2 protein-coding genes are annotated in these 1,929 nt (G+C 25.7%); both read left to right on the forward strand.

Features of this window, described 5'->3' with window-relative positions; genetic code table 11:
* Positions 1–761: endolytic transglycosylase MltG (gene mltG, locus Q0370_RS10550; protein WP_299575495.1), on the forward strand; the 761-nt coding region annotated here is incomplete at its 5' end.
* Positions 762–791: 30 nt separating this feature from the next.
* Positions 792–1,929: tRNA lysidine(34) synthetase TilS (gene tilS / locus Q0370_RS10555; protein ID WP_299575497.1), on the forward strand; the 1,138-nt coding region annotated here is incomplete at its 3' end.

Genomic DNA, 1,929 nt, shown 5'->3' on the forward strand with positions numbered 1-1,929 from the left:
ATTTGAAGCTGAATGGCGGAAATATGAAGTTAAAAGTGGGAACTTATAAATTTAATGGAAAATTTTCAAAATATGAAATTATAAAAAAAATTAAGAGCAGTGAAACTAATGGAGTTAGATTGACAATACCCGAAGGATTTACCTCAAAGCAAGTATTTGCAAGGATGGAAGCATTAGAACTGGGGAACAGAGAAGAAATAAATAAAGTTCTTAGTGAAATGGACTTTCCATATCCACATGAAAATAATAATTTCGAAGGATATTTTTATCCTGAAACTTATATTTTTTCTGAAAATGTTACAACGAAACAGGTTATTCAAACTATTTTAGGTGAATTTTTGAAAAAATTTCCACCTGAAAAATATCCTGATAAACAAAAGTTTTATGATAATTTAAAAATGGCTTCAATAGTGGAAGCGGAAGTGCCTGATGCTGTAGATAAGCCAAAAGTTGCAGGAATATTTTTGAAAAGATTGGAAATTGGAATGAAATTGGAATCAGATGCAACTTTGAAATATGAATTGGGAAGACAAGCATCAAGAAATGAGTTAAAATCTCAAAATACACCATATAATTCATATAAAGTTAAAGGGTTGCCACCAACGCCAATTGGAAATCCACCAATAGAAACTTTTAAGGCAGTTTTAAATGCAGAAAAGACAGATAATTTATTTTTCTTCACATATAAAGGAAAAACATATTATTCAAAAACACATGAGGAACATTTAAAAAAACGTCGTGAAAGCGGACAGTTAAAATAAACCTGAAAATCAAGATTAGGAATAAAATTGATGGAAAAAGTAAAAAAAATTGAAAAAAAAATATCAAAAAAATTAGAGGAAGTTATAAAGGAAGGGCTGATATCTGAAAAAGACAAGATTCTTATTGCCTTTTCTGGAGGACCTGATTCAGTTTTTCTTTATCATTTTCTTAATTTACTAAAAAATATAATTTCAATAGAGATTTCAATAGTTTATATTAATCATAACTTACGTCATGATGTTGAAAACGACTTGAAATTTATAAATGAATTTTCAAATTCCAATAATGTTAATTATTATATCGAAAGTGTTGATGTAAAAAAGTATGCAACAAAAAATAAAAAGTCAATAGAATTGGCAGCAAGGGAATTGAGATATGAGGCTATTGAGACTATTAGAAAAAAGATAGGATATAACAAGATTGCTACAGGCCATAATTTGGATGATAATGTAGAGACCTTTATTTTCCGTCTTTTAAGGGGTACATCAGTAACAGGATTAAAAAGTATTCCGAAGACAAGAGAAAATATAGTAAGACCAATTTTAGATTTTGAAAAAAGTGAAATTTTATCTTTTTTAAAAAATAAAAATTACAAATACATAATTGATTATACCAATAATAAAAATGACTATACAAGAAACTTTATCCGAAATAAAATTTTTCCTGATTTCGAAAATATTAACCCTACTTTTAGACAAAAAATAGATTCTCTGATAAAAGAAATTAATGAAAAAGAAAATTGTAAATTTACATTTTCTAATATTTATGAGGAGACTATAAATCATAAAGATGAATTAATTCAACTTCTGAAACGAAATAATGTAGAAATCTCAAGAGAAAAAATTAATCAGATTTATAAAAGTCTTTTTTTGGAAAATGGGAAATTACAGAATGAAGGTTCAAAAGAATTTTATTTAGGTAAAAATAAAGTTTTGCAAAATATATATGGGGAATTAAAAATTATTAGTATTGTAGATGAGAAAGCAGAAAAAAGTGTAAAAAGTGATAAAAATAGTAAAATCTTTGATAAAATTAAAATTTTAAAGGGAAATCAAAGTAATGAATGGTATAATTACGAGATAATCTTATATGAAAATATTCAGGATTTTAAAACTTATTTTATAAACAAAAAAAATACAAACTACACTTTTTATAAATTTGATGATG

Source organism: uncultured Leptotrichia sp. (assembly GCF_938036635.1).
Taxonomy (GTDB): Bacteria; Fusobacteriota; Fusobacteriia; order Fusobacteriales; family Leptotrichiaceae; genus Leptotrichia; species Leptotrichia hongkongensis.